The 16791-nt window shown below is 30.7% G+C and carries 18 protein-coding genes and 2 pseudogenes; 2 read left to right on the forward strand and 18 right to left on the reverse strand.

Going from position 1 to position 16791, the window contains the following annotated elements; all coding sequences use genetic code 11:
- Nucleotides 1-55: 55 nt before the first annotated feature.
- The 10 genes and pseudogenes from AC1RYN_RS02910 to AC1RYN_RS02955 all read right to left on the reverse strand — a co-directional run bounded on the left by AC1RYN_RS02910 (nucleotide 56) and on the right by AC1RYN_RS02955 (nucleotide 10361).
- Nucleotides 56-2317, reverse strand: a pseudogene (locus AC1RYN_RS02910) (TonB-dependent siderophore receptor).
- Nucleotides 2318-2513: 196 nt separating this feature from the next.
- The gene (locus tag AC1RYN_RS02915) at nucleotides 2514-3167 is read right to left on the reverse strand and encodes a hypothetical protein (protein ID WP_481805760.1); all 654 of its coding nucleotides are present in this window, start codon (nucleotides 3165-3167) and stop codon (nucleotides 2514-2516) included.
- 565 nt (nucleotides 3168-3732) lie between these two features.
- Complete coding sequence (locus tag AC1RYN_RS02920) at nucleotides 3733-4188, reverse strand: DUF6265 family protein (RefSeq protein WP_481805761.1); 456 nt, start codon at nucleotides 4186-4188, stop codon at nucleotides 3733-3735.
- A gap of 176 nt (nucleotides 4189-4364) precedes the next feature.
- Nucleotides 4365-6668 (reverse strand): type IA DNA topoisomerase, encoded by a 2304-nt coding sequence (locus tag AC1RYN_RS02925; RefSeq protein WP_481805762.1) that lies wholly within the window; start codon nucleotides 6666-6668, stop codon nucleotides 4365-4367.
- 217 nt (nucleotides 6669-6885) lie between these two features.
- Nucleotides 6886-7734, reverse strand: a complete 849-nt coding sequence (locus tag AC1RYN_RS02930) for a tetratricopeptide repeat protein (protein WP_481805763.1) — start codon at nucleotides 7732-7734, stop codon at nucleotides 6886-6888.
- Nucleotides 7724-8710 carry a hypothetical protein gene (locus AC1RYN_RS02935; protein ID WP_481805764.1) on the reverse strand — a complete coding sequence of 329 codons (987 nt, stop codon included), beginning with the start codon at nucleotides 8708-8710 and terminating at the stop codon, nucleotides 7724-7726. The genes AC1RYN_RS02930 and AC1RYN_RS02935 overlap by 11 nt, the downstream gene beginning before the upstream one ends.
- Nucleotides 8711-8786: 76 nt before the next feature.
- Nucleotides 8787-9236, reverse strand: a complete 450-nt coding sequence (locus tag AC1RYN_RS02940) for a hypothetical protein (RefSeq protein WP_481805765.1) — start codon at nucleotides 9234-9236, stop codon at nucleotides 8787-8789.
- 558 nt (nucleotides 9237-9794) lie between these two features.
- A complete protein-coding gene (locus AC1RYN_RS02945; protein ID WP_481805766.1) occupies nucleotides 9795-10043 on the reverse strand; it encodes an adenylate kinase family protein in 249 nt (82 codons plus the stop codon).
- Nucleotides 10015-10203, reverse strand: coding sequence for a nucleoside monophosphate kinase (locus AC1RYN_RS02950; protein ID WP_481805767.1), 189 nt, complete (start codon nucleotides 10201-10203; stop codon nucleotides 10015-10017). The genes AC1RYN_RS02945 and AC1RYN_RS02950 overlap by 29 nt, the downstream gene beginning before the upstream one ends.
- A gap of 29 nt (nucleotides 10204-10232) precedes the next feature.
- On the reverse strand, nucleotides 10233-10361 hold the full coding sequence (locus tag AC1RYN_RS02955; protein ID WP_481805768.1) for a nucleoside monophosphate kinase: 129 nt from the start codon (nucleotides 10359-10361) through the stop codon (nucleotides 10233-10235).
- Nucleotides 10362-10546: 185 nt separating this feature from the next.
- Here AC1RYN_RS02955 and AC1RYN_RS02960 point away from each other — a divergent pair, with 185 nt between their 5' ends.
- Nucleotides 10547-10714: a hypothetical protein gene (locus tag AC1RYN_RS02960; RefSeq protein ID WP_481805769.1), complete on the forward strand. Its 168-nt coding sequence runs from the start codon at nucleotides 10547-10549 to the stop codon at nucleotides 10712-10714.
- A gap of 400 nt (nucleotides 10715-11114) precedes the next feature.
- On the opposite strand, the gene AC1RYN_RS02965 is transcribed toward AC1RYN_RS02960, so the two are convergent.
- The 8 genes from AC1RYN_RS02965 to AC1RYN_RS03000 all read right to left on the reverse strand — a co-directional run bounded on the left by AC1RYN_RS02965 (nucleotide 11115) and on the right by AC1RYN_RS03000 (nucleotide 15138).
- A complete protein-coding gene (locus AC1RYN_RS02965; protein ID WP_481805777.1) occupies nucleotides 11115-11351 on the reverse strand; it encodes a RidA family protein in 237 nt (78 codons plus the stop codon).
- A 521-nt stretch (nucleotides 11352-11872) separates the two neighbouring features.
- A complete protein-coding gene (locus AC1RYN_RS02970) occupies nucleotides 11873-12100 on the reverse strand; it encodes a hypothetical protein (RefSeq protein ID WP_481805770.1) in 228 nt (75 codons plus the stop codon).
- Nucleotides 12101-12395: 295 nt separating this feature from the next.
- On the reverse strand, nucleotides 12396-12902 hold the full coding sequence (locus AC1RYN_RS02975) for a hypothetical protein (protein ID WP_481805771.1): 507 nt from the start codon (nucleotides 12900-12902) through the stop codon (nucleotides 12396-12398).
- A gap of 41 nt (nucleotides 12903-12943) precedes the next feature.
- Complete coding sequence (locus AC1RYN_RS02980; protein WP_481805772.1) at nucleotides 12944-13480, reverse strand: hypothetical protein; 537 nt, start codon at nucleotides 13478-13480, stop codon at nucleotides 12944-12946.
- 86 nt (nucleotides 13481-13566) lie between these two features.
- Nucleotides 13567-13839: a hypothetical protein gene (locus AC1RYN_RS02985; RefSeq protein WP_481805773.1), complete on the reverse strand. Its 273-nt coding sequence runs from the start codon at nucleotides 13837-13839 to the stop codon at nucleotides 13567-13569.
- On the reverse strand, nucleotides 13814-14356 hold the full coding sequence (locus AC1RYN_RS02990; protein ID WP_481805774.1) for a hypothetical protein: 543 nt from the start codon (nucleotides 14354-14356) through the stop codon (nucleotides 13814-13816). The genes AC1RYN_RS02985 and AC1RYN_RS02990 overlap by 26 nt, the downstream gene beginning before the upstream one ends.
- Before the next feature lie 13 nt (nucleotides 14357-14369).
- The gene (locus tag AC1RYN_RS02995; RefSeq protein WP_481805775.1) at nucleotides 14370-14873 is read right to left on the reverse strand and encodes a hypothetical protein; all 504 of its coding nucleotides are present in this window, start codon (nucleotides 14871-14873) and stop codon (nucleotides 14370-14372) included.
- On the reverse strand, nucleotides 14851-15138 hold the full coding sequence (locus AC1RYN_RS03000) for a hypothetical protein (RefSeq protein WP_481805776.1): 288 nt from the start codon (nucleotides 15136-15138) through the stop codon (nucleotides 14851-14853). The genes AC1RYN_RS02995 and AC1RYN_RS03000 overlap by 23 nt, the downstream gene beginning before the upstream one ends.
- A gap of 74 nt (nucleotides 15139-15212) precedes the next feature.
- Here AC1RYN_RS03000 and AC1RYN_RS03005 point away from each other — a divergent pair.
- A pseudogene (locus AC1RYN_RS03005) lies at nucleotides 15213-16791 on the forward strand (S46 family peptidase); the annotation flags it as partial.

The raw sequence follows: 16791 nt of genomic DNA on the forward strand, positions 1-16791 counted from the left end.
TTTTTGATTTAGGAAACTGAAAATTGTTTCTTAGAATTATCTATTAAGCTTGTCATTACCTTGACGCAGGTGCAATAGGGTTTACACTGTAATTCTCGTGAACAGTATAACCTAACTCGTTTGTAATGTTTGATAATTTACATAAGATAGAGAATTTATTCCATTCGTAACCAGCTGAAACATCAATTGTAGTATATCCTTCTAATGGGATTTCTCTGTCGTTAATTCCGTTTGGTTTAGTTGAGTCATATTGACTATTCCAACCACCAGTTCTTTTACCAATATAATTTCCGATAGCACCAAAAAGTTATCCCTTTTAATACTCCTGTAGGTAATTTATAGAAAAAACTTAAGTTTGCAGTATTTGCAGGGGTTCTTGCTAGACGATCTCCTTCAATGAAACTACCATTTGCTCCTGTAGTTTTAGTATAACGCATATCATTGTAGCTATATCCTGCAATTATGTTTAATCCTTCAACAGGTCTTGCAGTAACGTCAATCTCTATACCTTTACTTTTTGTTTCTCCACTTAAAGCTTTAAAGGTGGCATCTGAATTTAGTGATCCATCAGCTTTAAATTCAGCTGTTTGTACCAAATTGCTATTAGTGATTTGATATACAGTAACATTTGTACTTAATAGTCCTTTAAGGAATTCTGTTTTAATTCCTACTTCATATTGGTCAATAATCGATGCCTTTAATGGTTGCGAATCAACAGTTATTCCTGTATTTGGTGTAAAAGAGCTAGAGTAGCTACCAAATAAAGAGATTTCTTTTGTAGGTTGGAATATTAATCCCACTTTTGGAGAAAAAGCATTATCTAATTTTTTATCACCAACTGCTGCTACAGCATTTTCAGGTGCTACGGTTTGAACTCCTCCTGCAAATTTTTCTTTATAAGTTGTAACTTCTGCTTCTTGCCAAGACCAACGAATACCTGCTAATACTTTTATTTTATCTGTAATCGAGATTAAGTCTTGAAAATAAACTCCAAAACGATTGGTATCTGTTTTTAAGATTTGAGTAGCTCTTGCATTAGGAATATCATTTCTTTGTGTCGAAGGATCGAAGTCAAAAAGATTGATTCTGTCATAAATGCTTGGATCGATTTTACCATTTACCATAATCTCTTTTTCACTGAAAGCATAAGTATAAGCAGTTGCAAATGAATTTTCCCAATCAGCACCTGCAAATATTTGGTGTTTTACAGATCCAGTATTAAAGTTTCCTTGTATGCTTAATCGGTCTCCAAGTATTTGTTCTAAGTTCTTACCTTGTGTTAATCCTCTATTCCAATAACCAGGAGTTGGATATATTTTAATATCATCTAAATTAGATAACTGAGCTGTTGATTTTTGAGTTCTATCGTAAGTTTGAAAAGAAGCATTGAAATTAAGTTTCCAATTTTTATTGAATTCATGATTCAATAACGCCGAAGCACTGGCAGATTTAGTATTACCATTAGACCAAGAGATCCGTAAAAAGAATTACGAGGTAAATCCAGAATTTGCTTGCCTATGATTCCTGTTCCAAAATCTGGAGTCCAATCTGCTGTTAAATAATCTCCCTGAACTGTAATTTGCGTTTTAGAGTTTATAACAAAAAGTAAGGAAGGATTTACATATAGACGCTCATTTTTTACAACATCTCTGAAGCTCTCTGAGTTTTCATAAGATCCATTAATTCTAAAAGCAATAGATTTACTAAGGGGACCGTAAAAATCAAAAGAAGGTTTATAGAAAGAATAGCTTCCCATTTGCATTGAAATTTCTCCACCTTTTTTAAATGAAGGAGTTTTGGTTACCAGATTTAATATTCCACCTGGAGCTACATTTCCGAATAATAAAGCAGAACCACCTTTAAGGAATTCAACTTTTTCTAAACCAGATACATCAGGAATAGAACCGGCATTGTAACGAAAACCATTTTTAAACATATTGTTGGTAGACATGTCATACCCTCTAGAGAAGAAAGATTCTTGAGCGCCACCACGAGCAGATCCTACATAAACACCATTTGCATTTTTTATAACATCACTTAATCGTATGGCTTGTTGCTGCTCGATTATCTCGCTACCTATTATTTGTATATTTTGAGGATTGTCCATTGGTTTTAAACCAGAACGAACTGCAGTAACTGGTTTAGGTTCTCTGTTGGTAGTAATAATAACTTCATTAAGAACTTCGCCTTTTTTGTTTTTTACAGTATCAGTAATTGCTGTTGCAGTATCATGATTATCAGTAGTATTTGCTCTTCCTTGTGCAAAACCAGACAGACCGAATAATAAACCTAGTGTAGGCAATAATATATATTTCATATTTGTTTATTTGGAATAAAAAAAAATAATGGCGCAAAAGTAGTGTCTATGTTTGTATTATCAAAACTTATTTAGATTAATTATACTTAGTTTTTAACAAATTTTTACAATTTGCTTTGACACAAAAAAAAAGAAGGAAACCTTTGTTATCACTAACTTAAGTTTCCTTCTTTTTATTTGTTATGAACAATATCACTTATTTAACTTCTATAGAATAAGTTGCCATTTTCCAGATTTCATCATATTTTTTCCCATTATGTTCACCAGCGCTTTTCTCAGTGTGAGCAAATTCTACCATATATTGTCCAGACCAAATTGGTGTAAATTCAAATTGTCCTTTTTCGTCAGTATATAGTTCTTTTTCCCAGCCATTAGGAGCAATTACTTTAATTTTTTGCTTTTTTGCAGCAACTCCTTCATATAAAGCTACACCAGATAATTTTGTGTTTTTCTTTGCTACATCAGCATTTTCAGAGAATACACTAATTGTATTTTTGTTTGCTTCAGCAGTATTACCTGCTGTTTTGTTACCAACAACTACTGTTGCACTTGAATTATAATCTAATTTCATTGTACCATATACATCCTTTACCGTGTGTTGCATCACTACAGTATATACGCCATCTTCATCAGGAGTAAAGAATGCTTGGTATTTTTTGTCTAAAGCAGTTGGGGTTAATTTAATTTCTTTTTTAGAAGGACTTATCAATATTAATGAAAAGTCTTTTAAATCAGAAAACCATTTAGCGGCAGGAGTAATATCGTTATCTGAAAATTCTCCCAAAGTATACTGAAATTTCTTGGGGTTTTCCTTTTGTTCCTGTTGCTTTTGTTTCGATCCATAAAGCATGAGCAAATAATTGAGGACTTAGTAATACAGTTAATAAAACTACTAGAGTCTTTAAGGGAGTTAATTTCATAATGAAAGTATTTAAGTTTCTTTGATAAATAATTATAGTGATCTCATTAATCTTGAAATCGTTAACAAAATTATAATTTAATATTTGTTTTTACAATATTTATTTAGACTAATTATTAATAAAAATTTAAGAAATTCCTTTTTATACTTATAATAAAAAATATATTGTGGTTCTGCTTTGATTTCTACTTCAACTATTGACTATCTTGGGTTTTTAATTGTTCCATCAATGATTGGTTTTATTTCCGAATTTTTAAGTATGAAATGGGCTTTCTTAATCGTGGCTTTTTTGGGCGGAATGATGATTTTGATGGTGAATAAAATTGGGAGGAGGTCTTTTTTAGACACTAAGGCTCTGAGATTCTGAGTTTTTTTCTTGATGTGTGTATTATGTTATAAGCTTAGTGACTTAGCTTGAGAAACTATAACTATAAAAAAAGCTTTATTCTGTTGGGAATAAAGCTTTGCTATTAAAAAATGAATCTTAAATAAGATTCTATTTCTTCGTCATAAGATATTTCTCTGAACTCGGTTTTCCTAATTGAATTCCTGATATCTCAGCTGTCAAAGTATTATTAGCGTCTTTGGTATAGCTGATTTTTTGTGGATAATCGTGTTTTGGGTTTTCGAAAACCAATCCTTTTTCAGTGGATGCAGTTAATTCAAAAGCAACTGCTTCATCGTTGTTTTGCCCTTTTACAGTAGCGTTATAAGTTAAGATTTCTCCTTTTTGCTGCAGTTTTATTGTTTCAAAATGAATCGTGTCTTTTCCTTTAATGAAATAAGAACTTCCTTGAAAAGTACTATCATTTACTTTGCTCCATGTTTCAGTTAAAGTGCCTTGTGGAGTAACATTTTCCCATTTTCCAATAAGCCAATCGGCAGCTTTTATTTTGTCTTTTTCTGGAGTTTCAGTCTTCTTGCAAGAAACAATTGCCAGCAAAAGAAGCATAAGGGTAATTTTTTGAAACATTAGTTTGAATATTAGGGGATTATTTTGAAATGCTAAAATATAAAAAAAAGGATAGTGAAAAGTGAAAAAGTGAAAAAGTGAAACATAAATGGAAAACATCTAACCTCTTATTTTTACGTCTCTCTTTTTACATTTAACATTTTATATGTCTACGTCTAACTACAAAGTATGGCATAAACGAGTTCTTTGGTTGGTTTTTGATCTTTCAGTTTTTCTCTAACCGTATCAAAAGTTACTTTAAAATCGCAACCCAGTTTATAATTACCACAACCGTAAGCAGTTTTACCTTTCATAACCGTTCCTTTTTTGCATTTAGGACACATTAAAGAGTCTGGTGTTGCTGTTGCTGTTGAAGTTGCTTTAGGTGTTGCTTTTTTAGGCTCTAGTTTGAGTTTGTAATTTTCTTCAAAACGAATCAAACCTTCTACTGTACCTGTATCGGTTTTAAAGCCTTTTATATTTACTGTTGATCCTTTCTGAACTAATCTTAAATATTGGTTTTCTGATATTTTTTTGTCTGCAAAAGTATAAGGCAATACAAAATCACAACCTGCTTTATAATTGCTACAACCATAAGCTGATTTTCCTTTTATAAGGGTTGCTTTTTGACATTTTGGACAGGTTTCAGCCAAAATTCCTGCAGCTTTCTTTTTCTCAACTTTGGCAACTTCTTTTTGCACGCTTCCTGCATGCGAAATATTGGCATGTCTGGTTTCGCTTCGTACTTCATATACTAAGGCTTCGACCATTCGTTTCATGTTGATAATAAAAGCACCAGCGGTATAAGCACCTTTTTCAATATCTTTTAACTGCTTTTCCCAAGAACCAGTAAGTTCTGCCGACTTTATTAATTCATTTTGAATAGTCTCAATAAGCTGAATCCCAGTTGGAGTAGGTAGAACCTGTTTTTTATTTCGGACTATGTATTGGCGTTTAAAAAGTGTTTCAATAATGTTGGCTCGTGTAGATGGGCGTCCGATACCATTTTCTTTCATTAGTTCGCGTAAATCCTCATCATCTACTTGTTTCCCTGCAGTCTCCATAGCACGAAGCAAGGTTGCCTCTGTAAACTGATTAGGCGGTTTAGTTTCTTTTTCTAAAAACGAAGGTTCGTGCGGGCCTCTTTCTCCCACAACAAAATTAGGCAACAAATCGGCTTCTTTTTCTTTAGCATTTGGATCTTCAAAAACAACACGAAATCCTTTTTTCAAGATTACTTTTCCAGTAGTTTTAAAACTTACATCGGCTGCTTTTCCTATAACTGTAGTGTTAGCAACCAAACAATCATCATAAAATACAGCTATAAAACGCTTTGTAATAATATCATAGACTTGCTGCTGATTGTATTGCAAATTAGATTGTATTCCTGTTGGAATAATCGCATGGTGATCGGTTACTTTTTTATCGTTGAAGACTTTAGGCGATTTCTTTATTTTTTTCTCTAAAAGCGGTTGGGTAAGAGTGGCATAATTAGTTAAATTTTGCAAAATACCAGGTACTTTCGGATAGATATCATTTGGTAAAAAAGTGGTATCTACTCTAGGGTAGGTAACTACTTTTTGTTCGTATAAGGTTTGAACAATTTTGAGAGTTTCATCTGCCGAGAATCCAAATTTTGTATTGCAATATACCTGTAAACCGGTTAAGTCAAATAGTTTGGGTGCATATTCATTACCATTCTTTTTGTCGATAGAAACAATTTCAAAATCACTTTCTTTGACTTTGTTAGCCAAAAGTTCTCCATCTTCTTTTTTTAGGAAACGTCCTTCTTCATAACTAAAAAGAGTTTCTCTGTATAAGGTTTGCAACTCCCAGTAGGGTTGAGGTTTAAAGTTTTCAATTTCTTTAAATCGATCCACTACCATAGCCAATGTTGGGGTTTGTACCCTTCCGATAGATAATACTTGTTTGTAGCCACCATGCTTTACTGTGTACAAGCGGGTAGCATTCATACCAAGCAACCAGTCGCCAATGGCTCTGGAAAACCCTGCATAGTATAAATTATCGTAATTGGCAGATGGTTTTAAGTTTTCAAAACCTTCTTTTATAGCTTCGGTAGTTAGGGATGAAATCCATAAACGCTGTACTTCGCCTTTATAATTGGCTTCGTTCATAACCCAACGTTGAATGAGTTCTCCTTCTTGTCCAGCATCCCCGCAGTTTATAACCAGTTCGGCTTTATCAAATAAAGTTTTGATGATTTTAAATTGCTTCTGAATACCAGAATTCTGTACCACTTTGGTCTCAAATTTTTCTGGAAGCATCGGAAGGTTGTTCAAATCCCAACTTTTCCAATGTGGTTTGTAGTCGTTAGGTTCTTTTAAAGTACATAAATGCCCAAAGGTATAGGTTACAGCATAGCCGTTGCCTTCATAATACCCATCGTGTTTGGTATTGGCTCCTAAAACGGATGCGATTTCTCGTGCTACACTTGGTTTCTCGGCAATACAGACCTTCATTTTTCTCCTTCTAATTTGAATCGCGAAATTAAGGATTTAGAAGTTGGTATTAAAGAAAATCATCAGGAGTTATGAAACGAGTAGCAGTTTTATAGAGAAAGTATGATGAAGAGATGCTTTTTTAGATGGCTTTATTTTTCTGTCGTTCAAATTTTTCTCAAAAATACAAATAATTAACAGAGTGAAGGAGAAGAAAATATTAGATACATATTAGTACTCAAATTATTTTTTGGATAAAATCCTCTAAACTTTCTTCCTTATCCAATTCTAGTTTCAGTTTTAGTCTGTATTTGTTCATTCTTATGGTTTTAAGCTCTACATATAGTAGGTCTGCCATTTCTTTAGAAGGCATTTTCATAAAAATGTATGTACAATATTTTAAATCCAAAATCGTCAATTTTTGTTTGGCTTTTTCTTGTAATTTGGTATAAAAATCAGGATGGATTTCATTTAAAACCTTTTCAAAATCATCAAAATTTTTATCAAGATGTTTTTCGTTTTTTATAATCTTATCTAAGTTTCCAGGATTAAAATTAGAATTGTTTTTTAAATTATGTTTTAAATTCTCTAACATTTCATTTTTATAAGATACCTGCATGTTTTTTGCTAAAACTTTTTTTTGCAATTTATTGGTTTCTTTTTCTTTTAGTTTTGCGAAAAGTTCTGCATTAATTTTTTCTATTTTTAATTTTTTTGTTTCTTCATCTTTGAGCTTTGCAAGCAAAATAACTTCCTCTTTTTTTTGTCTTAAATATTTTACTCTGAAATTAAATATAAGGAATAGAAATACTAGGGCAATAAATAAAGCAACTGCAATTCCCAGATACATTAGGTTTTGTTTTTTCTGAAAATTTATTTCTTGTTCCTTTTTTGATAATTCGTATTTTACATGCTGTTGCTGGCCTATTCTTGTGTATTTCTCATCATAGTATTTTTGATAGTATTCTAATGCTTTTTTAAAACATTCTTTTGATTTATCAGACTGCCCTGTCTGTTCATATAATAAAGCGATTTGGTGGTATAGGTCATATTTGTTTTTATATTGTTTATCATAATTAGAAATCATTTCTATCGCTTCTAGAAAAAAATGTTTCTTCTATTTTAGGTGTTTTCTTGCTTATTTCTGCCTGAATCAATGTTAAATAGTAACTCATCTTAAATTCTATACTATTTTCCTTAGGTATAGCCATCGCTTTTTTTAGATAGTAATTAATCGAATCTATATTTGCTTTATTAGGCTTTAATTCATTTTTAAATCGATAAGCATACGAAATATTAGCTATTGCATTAAAAAGAGAATGTTTACGGGTATATTCAGAGTTGCTTTCATAAACGGTAATTGCTTTTTTTAAGTTGTTTATAGTAGAATCTAACAAATAATATTTTTTTGTTTTTTCAAATTCCGCTAAATATCTAATTCCTCGCAGAGATTGGGCATAACCTATTAAATGAGGATTTTTACTTTTAAGTGCTGTAAATAAGGCTAGTTTTGAATATTTTTCTGAATTTTTGGTGTCAAAAAGATAATAATTACTGAGTATACTATAACTGAGTGCTTCAATATTTTTTTTAGATCTGCTTTCTTTTACCGCTTTTATTATTTTTAAGGAAATAAATATATCTTTTAATCCATCTTCTTTATCATCCAATGTTAATTTTATTATTCCTATATTATTGAAGCCTGTGGCTCTTGCTTCCTGATTTGATGAATGGTTAATATACCACATGCAACTATCTATTTTAGAATAGGCTTGTTGAATGTCTCCTTTTGTGGCATATATCTGACCTAAACTAGAATAAGCATAAATTCCGTATTGTGTTTCTTTTTGTTTTCTCGCCTGAGATACTGCTTTTTGACCAATTTTTAATGCTTTAATAACATCTGTATTGTAATAAGTGACTAACAGAGAAAGAGGTATTATTTTTTCTTTGCTAGGTATTGATTTATTGTGTGTTATTTTTTCTAAAGAATCAATAATTTTTTGTTGCCCTAAAAAAAAATTGGGAATAATAAGAATAAGAAATAACAGTTTATTTTGCATATTATATCGTTTATTAAAAAAAACAACTTATACCTTACAAATATAAGTTGTTTTGAAATAATAAGTAAGAATGATTTTATATTTTATTGCCTTCAAAGCTATATGCAATGTCAGTTTCGGCTGTTTTTTCTGTAAGAAGAATTAAGAATTTAGATTTACTTTCATAGTTAAATATTCCTTGTGCATTTTGGGATATATAATATGTACCTGACTGGGTTGTTAAGGGCAAGTCTTTGACGGTAACTATTGAATATGGCTGATCTTTTTTAGGTGCTATTCTAACAGTTTTTTCTCCTGCACTAGAGAATATTATTTCCGCATCGTAGTACGTTTTTACTCCACCGTCAAAAACCTTAAGCGTTCCTTTATACGTACCTAATAATTCCTTAATCGTACTATCAGGTTTTGGCGTTTGTATGGTAGTATCCCCATCATCATTGCTACTACTGCTGCAAGAAGTAAACATAAAGGGGGTTGAAATTGTAAGAGCTAAGAACAAAATCCCTTTATTAAAAATAGTTTTCATATTTTTTATTTTTAAAAATTAATAAGAGACAAATGTATTCTGTAAACTCATAATTCGATGATTATAGGTGTCTACAAAACGTCTACAATGGTATCTGTGTTCTCTTAATGAATTGAAATTTATTTGGTTAAGGGTTTACTTAAGCTGTGAGTTCTCGAAGTTTTTTTTTAAAATGTTTTTAATAAGAAGCCTATCGGGGGGTAACATTTTATCAATCAGAAGAGAAATATTGACGGATATAGTTCTGCTAGTATCTCAGATGATGTTTTTATTGAAGAAATTCAGAACAAAAAAATAGTGGATGGAAATAGTAAAATAGCGAAGCAATCTCCATCAGTTGCTCTATAAATAAGTTTTTCAATTTGAGACAATGCTAATGAAGTTATCTAGCAATTTTATATTTCTACAAACTATCTCTTTTTCCTCCTTATCGGTTAGGTATTTTCGAATTGGAATATCATAAAAAACCCGCTCGTGACTATTTTTATTTTTTAGCTAGAATATTTTGATTGACCTCACCGCGAGCGGGATGTTTGTATTAGCAGTAATTTTGGGTTGTTACAAGCTGGCTTTTATTCTTTTTGTAATTTCGTCAATCGTTCCCAATCCGTCAAAAGTCAAAACATTGATTTTAGATTTCATATACTCAATTGCAGGCCTTGTTGCATTTTCAAAAACTTCAATTCTTTTTATATGAATTTCGGGATTTTTATCATCTTTTCGATCAGAAGTTTCTGCTCTTTTTTTTGCTCTTTCTAACAGTTCTGATTTTGGGACATCAATATTCAATACTTTTCCAATTTTCACTATCTTTATATTCAATGAGCTGTATTAAATCGTTTACTTGTGGTTCTGTTCTAGGATAACCATCTAAAATTATTCCGTTCTTTGATTTGTTTTCATCCAATATTTTGCTAAATAGGTCTTTCATTATCGAGTCAGGAACGATATTCTCCTTTTTCTTCATATTCAGACATTATTTTTCCGATTTCGGTTTCATTCTGTTTTTCTAAAGCGGCATCTATCTCCTGTCGAAATATGTTCAAATTTAAGTTGCTCTTTTAAGATTTCGCATTGTGTTCCTTTTCCTGAATATGGTGGTCCAGTTATTATTAATATTTCCATTCGTTTTTTTTAATATTTAATTGTGACTAATATAAAGTTAATAATTTGAAATGTGATTATTTTTTTTCAATGCTTTCAGTTGAATACAACCGATTGTATACAATCACTTAAAAGTAATTTATTACATGTAATTTAGTTTCGATGAACAAAGAACTAGAAATCTAATAATTAACCCAAATTCAATCATGGAAGTACAACATAAAGAGTCAGCCACAGAACTTTTAGAATTAATGGATAGAGTAAAGTATTTCTCAAAATTGAAACCAGATAACAATGATAATGATTCGTTTAGCGTAACGCTCAAAGTATCTTGTTATAATGAATTAAATCTAATGGTTTCTGATTCTTCTTAAGGCAAGTATTATTCTGCTTAATGAAGATGCTAGAAATTTGTCAAATGTAGCAGCAGTAACTGATATTAATGTAATGACTTTACTTGAAATTGCCCTACAACTTCTTCCAAGTAGGAGGAGATGGAATTATTAGATGATTTGCATAGACTTCATTTGAAGTCTGAAGCTAGATTTGCTAAATAGAAAAAGGTACAGTTTGATGCTGTACCTTTTAGAGTTTCGTTGTACGGAGTTCCTCCGTTTGATGTATTAATTTCAACACATCGAGCGAAAGCGAATTGACAAGTAATTACCCTAGTGGGTTGTTTTTTCTTAAAATTTTTTTCCTATCTGAGTAGCTTATTAAAAATGTGCTAAAAAAGTCAGGAGACTTCATACTGTAAACCTCAGTTTAATAAAATTATTTAGGTAGATGTGCAATCAATTCAACCTCTAATTTTGCGCTTTGCATGTATAATCGTTGTACTTGTACCCATGTAGCAGCAGGAAAGTCACCATTGTAGAATTTTTTTCTAGCAGAATTATATTTTTTTACTGCCTCTATATCTGTTGCATAGAAAATTTCTTTTACAACATTTTCAAATGTGGCACCATAACTCGCTAGTGAAGCCTTTAAATCGTTATAAACAGCTGTGATTCCTTGTAGTTATTTCGGTTGTTACAGCACCCGAAATGTAAAGGACATTGCCAATTTTTAAAACTTGAGCATAACCAATAGCGGTGTACTTGTTTTATTTCATTGTTCCAATGCCATTTTTCCCTTTTTTATTTTGGCTCTCTTGTGCGAAATTTTTGTTGAAAATAAATAAAAAGAAAGTAAAAGAAAGTACTTCATAATTGTTTGGTTTTTAATTGATTTGTTAAATGTTTTATAGGTTATGTGTAAAGATATTTAAGTTTTAATCTGCTTGTTGTGAACGATTTGCAAATCAATTGTTAATATTAATGAGGAAGACTATAGGGCAGCAGGCTCTTCGCAGAGCGAGGGAATAATGTAATAACTTTACTTGAAATTGCTTTACAACTTTTGCCTGAGGAAGAAATGGCTTTATTTGATGTTTTGCAGAAACTTCATCTGCTGTCTGGTAGAACTTTATGTAAATGATTTTATAAACTTAAATAGTTTTGGAGTACTGAAATAGAAAAAGGTACTGTTCACTATGAGCCGTACCTTTTTTTGTTTTTTATTTTAAGTTTCGAAAAATCGTATTCTTTTTGAATTTCTTGTTCTAATATTTTATTATTTTTTGAATTTCTAACTATTAGATAGGTCAGTATCAAAGGGAAGAAAGTAAAAAAAGTAAAACCGTTTTTTACTGCGCTGAAAACTACAATTCCAATAGTAAAGCCAACAGCAGCGGCATCAATTATTTTATTGTTTTTCATTCCCTTTATTTTCTGTAAAAGTTCTTGGTCGTTTAATTCGGTTAGGTTTTCTGGTTTTCATAGATTGAATCGTTGGTATAAATGGTTAGTTTTAATAGTGTTTGGTTCTAAAATATCGGCTGATATTCTGTTAAACGAAAATAGAAAAAAAATGTTAATCATACGTATAACTAGTACTTTGATCTTGCTTTTTATGTTTGTTGTTTATTGGAATGAGTATGAAGTCGGGAGATTTGGTAGAGTATACTTTACCCTTTGTATTAGTAATTACTTTTAAATGATTCAATAGAAACTATTACTTCCTTATTATCTTTCCCAATTTGGTAGGAATCCATATGTTAAGTGACGTTTTTGTATTGTCTAATTCATATCCATTAACTATTAATGAATTAATATTATTCATTATAATCCATTTTTTAGGACCTGCTTTTTCAGCAACAGTATCTAATTTATTTTGAATATTTGTTATCTTAAATTCAAGACTATCATCAATAATTAATTTTATATCATAATTTATTTCCCCAATGTAAAAGGTATTAGGTGTAAATATTCGTTGATTAAATTCTGATTCTGTTTTTTCACAACCTTTAATTTCAAAATCTGAATTACTTTCTATTAATTCTTTAAAATTGGAGTTTTTTACATATTTCTCAAATGCAATCTTTTTAGGACATATTGTTGAGTTCCATTCTTTGAGATAAATTGAGAAAAATGATTCTTTGTATTCTGTGTATTTGTCTCTGTAACAACCTGTTGTAAGAAAAATAAAAACCAATAAACTAGAAAATCTCGATATACCCATAATAATTACTTTTAAATGATTCGACAGAAATTATTACTTACTTATTTCTTTATAATCTTTCCTATCTTGGTTGGGATGTCAATATTTAGTGGTGCTTTTGTATTATCTAGTTTGTGACCATTAACAACTAATGATTTAATGTTATTCATTATTATCCATTTTTTTCTACCTCTATCAGCAATTGTATCTATCTCATCTTGAATGGCTATTATTTTATATTCAAGACTATCATTAATCGTTAACTTTATATCATAATTTATTTCACCAGTGAAAAAAATATAAGGGGTTAATACTATTTGATCATTGTAAGTTGATATTGGTACTTTTTTATTGGATTTATCATATTTTGGTAAGCAGTTACTATTTATATCAAAATCAGAATTGCGATCAATCAAATTTTTGAAATTGGAGTTTTTTTCATACTTCTCAAATACAATTTTTTCAGGACATATTGTTGAGTTCCATTCTTTAAGATAAATTGAGAAAAATGATTCTTCGTTTTTTATATATTCGTCTCTATAACAACTTGTAAAAAAACAAATTAAACCTGCTAAACTAATATACTTCAACGTATCCATAATAATTACTTTTAAATGATTTGATAGAAATTCTCTGTTTCTTATATATAAATTTATGATTAGGTTTAGCTTCTTTGTCAAATTCATTAAGTTGCTTTACTGGATCCCCCCCCAGTATAAATACTAAAACCTACAAATTCACTATCTCCAACCTCTAAAAAATTTAATCCTCCTTCATAAACCACCCAATGTATATTTGTTGTTAAAGCTTTAGGATTATAACTTTGTTTATCCTCAATCATATCGCTGTCTATCATCATCAAGATAGTACGCCCTTGTTTGTACTTTCGATCTATAATTTTAAGAAGTGTAACATCTATATCATCAATGGTCTCATTTAATTTTTCTAGCAGAATCAAATGGAAAATTTAAAGAATCAAAGTACCTATTGGCAATATAAGTTTTCCCATTTACTTCAAATGACATTATTTTGCATCCTATTGCCCAACCTCCCATTGTTCTTCCTGCGGTGTCTATTTTCATTTGTATATTTGTAATATCATATACCAAAGAGTCATCAAGCACTAGTCGATAATTATATTTTGCTCCTAAACGATCTGGAGGATCTTTAAAAAATATGTTAAGTTGTTCGTCTATAACATTAGCTAATTCTATATCTAACAATTTAAAAGATTGTTTATTTTTGGAATCTTTTTCAAAAAAATACAATTTACCTTTTTGCGGGATATACTTACCCTTTGCATCATAATTGTTTTCTTTATCAAAGGAAATCGAATTACTAATACTATTCTCTTTATCGCAATCAACTTTTGCTTGACAAGAAAAAAATAGAATAACAATCATAAGAAATAGTAATCTTGGTTTCTTTTTAATTTGCTTCAATGTATCCATAGTAGTTACTTTTAAATGATTCAATAGAAACTATTACTTATTTCTTTATAATCTTTCCTATCTTGGTTGGAATATTAAAACTAAGAGGGGTCTTTGTATTATCTAATTTATGTCCATTGATGATTAATGATTTAATATTATTCATTACAAGCCATTTTCCTGGACCAGATTTTCCTGAAATCGTATCTAATTTATCTTGAATATTTGTTATTTTAAATTCAAGACTATCATCAATAATTAATCTTATATCATAATTAATATGACCCTCATAAGGAATAATAGGCGTAAATACTCTTTGATTAAATCCAGATTCTATTTTTTTACAGCCTCCAATTTCAAAATCTGTATTACTATCAATTAATTTTTTAAAATTAGAGTTTTTTATATATCTTTCAAAAAGAACCTTTTTTGGACATATAGATGAGTTCCATTCTTTTATATGAATATCACTAAAAGAATCGTCAACTTTTTTATACTCTACGCTTATGCAATTTGAAAAAACAACAAATAGGAAAAAACTAATATACTTCGATGTACCCATAATAATTACTTTTAAATGATTTTATAGAAATTCTTTGTTTTTTGTAAATAAGTGGTCTTTTGTACTTATTGTCTTCATTTCCTTCTTCATTAAGTTGCGTTACAGGATCATATCCCCAAGTATAAATACGGAAACCTACAAATTTACTATCTCCAACTTCTAAAAAATTTAATCCTCCTTCATAAACCACCCAATGTACATTTGTTGTTAAAGCTTTAGGATTATAACTAGCTTTGTCCTCAATCATATCGCTGTCTATCATCATTAGGATAGTATGCCCTTGTCTGTTTTAATTGTGAAAATGCACTATATTCGCGGAACAAAAAATATTTAATACGTATGAAAAAAATAATTTTATTTTTGACAATGTGCCTTATGGCTTTTCCTGTGAAAGCAGATGAAGGAATGTGGTTTTTGATGTTTATCGAGAGATTGAACCATAGAGATATGCAGAAAATGGGCTTACAGCTTACATCTGAAGAAATCTATAGTATCAATAACCATAGTTTGAAAGACGCAATAGTTCAGTTTAATGGAGGATGTACTGCAGAGATGGTTTCTAAAAATGGTTTGGTTTTAACAAATCACCACTGTGGTTACGATGCTATCGCAGAGCTTTCTAGTGAAGAGCAGAATTACTTGAAAAATGGTTTTTGGGCAAAAGATAAAAGTGCCGAAATAAACGAAAATCATTATACGTTGGTTTCTTCGTTCGTATGGATGATGTTTCTAAAGAAGTTTATCAAAAGTAAATGATAAAATGACAGAAGCTGAAAGAAATAAAGCTATTCAACAAGAAATGGCTCTGATTGAGAAAGAAAATAATGAAGGTGGAAAGTATACAGTTTCAGTTCGTCCTTTCTTTCAAGGAAATGAATATTACTATTTTGTTTATCAAGATTATACAGATGTACGTTTAGTAGGAACGCCACCAGAGAGTGTTGGGAAATTTGGAGGAGATACAGATAATTGGGAATGGCCACGTCATACGGGAGATTTCTCTATGTTTAGAGTATATGCTGATAAAAACGGAAATCCAGCAGAATATTCTAAAGATAATGTGCCTTTACAGCCAAAACACCATTTGCCAGTAAGCTTAAAAGGAGTTAATGAAAATGATTTTGCTATGATATTGGGGTATCCGGGACGAACAAACCGTTGGAGTGCTGGTGGAATAGAGCAAAACATAAAATTTGCTTATCCTGCTTGGGTTGAAGGTGCAAAAACAGGAATGGACCAAATGAAAAAGTATATGGATAAAGATGCAACAGTTCGTTTGCAATATGCTTCTAAATATGCTTCAACTGCTAATTACTGGAAAAACCGTCAAGGTATGATTGATGCTTTAACAAAAGCAGGAACTGTAGCTACTAAAACAGAACAAGAAGATAAATTTTACGAGTGGGCTTCTCAACCAGCTAACAAAGAAAAATACGAAAATGTAATTCCAACTATTAATGGTTATTATAGAGAAACTAACTTAAAAGCGACTCACGATAATTACTTGACACAGCTTTTGCGTACCTCAAGTTATGCAACTGGACCAGCAAGTTTAGGGAATGCATTGATTGCTTATTATAGAGAAAATGATGCTAAAAAAGCAGAGATGTTGCCTAAGATTAACGCCATGATTGATAATATTTATGGAGAATTTTATGCGCCGCTTGAAAAAGATGTGTTAACAGCTCAATTAAATTTATACGCTTCAAAAGCAGCTGAGTATGGTTTAGCTCCACAAATAGCTAAAATGAAATCAGAGAACAAAGGTGATTTTACTGCAGATGTTGCAAAAGCAACTGAAATAAGTTATTTTACATCTAAAGATAAAGTATTAGCATTTATGGCTGATCCAAAACCATTAGCGATTGTACACGATAGAGGTGCTGCCTCCCTAACAACAGGAGCATGTATTAACCTT

The organism is Flavobacterium sp. TC780 (genome assembly GCF_056783245.1).